The sequence below is a fragment of the Enterobacter cloacae complex sp. IR5412 genome (assembly GCF_049237385.1).
GTDB classification, from domain to species: domain Bacteria; phylum Pseudomonadota; class Gammaproteobacteria; order Enterobacterales; family Enterobacteriaceae; genus Enterobacter; species Enterobacter intestinihominis.
In genome coordinates, this window is the sequence record NZ_JBMKHQ010000038.1 from 1 (window position 1) to 591 (window position 591).

General features: G+C 46.2%; 1 protein-coding gene. It reads left to right on the forward strand.

Annotated elements, in window-relative coordinates; all coding sequences use genetic code 11:
* Positions 1-151: 151 nt before the first annotated feature.
* Positions 152-591 (forward strand): recombinase family protein (locus ACOTX2_RS24990; protein ID WP_194087834.1); only part of this gene is annotated, 440 nt, incomplete at its 3' end.

The window sequence follows — 591 nt, forward strand, 5'->3', positions numbered from 1 at the left end:
CCTATTGGTTAAATTAATGTATCAAAAACGATGGTTTTTGTGACAGTCTTGAAAAGTCCTGACTTCTCCCGAAAAATGACTCCCCTCATGTAACAAAACTCGTTACTGTATCAACATAACAATAACCCCATAACTAATTAGCGAGAAAAGAATGAAAATCGGCTATGCACGTAAATCTACGCATCTTCAGGATGTGGCGCACCAGGTTGACGAACTAACAAAAGCTGGATGTGAGCAAATCTATCAGGATCAGACCTCACGTAGCGGCCCAAAGCGCGACAAAAAAGGTGCGCCGGAACTGGAGAACTGCCTGAAAGCATTGCGCGAGGGAGATACCCTAGTAGTTTGGGCACTAGATCGGCTCGGCGGTTCATTGGGTCAAGTCATTACTTTACTCGACGACCTGAAGAAACGCGGAATAACTTTCATAGCCATCAAGGACAGAATAGACACAAATGCGCCAGTTATAGGGGAAATCTATACTCATCTGATGGCGATATTCTCTAGCTTTGAACGCAACCGCAATATTGAAAGAACGCGCTCAGGCCTTGCAGCTGCACGCGCAAGGGGCCGTGTGGGAGGGAGAAAACC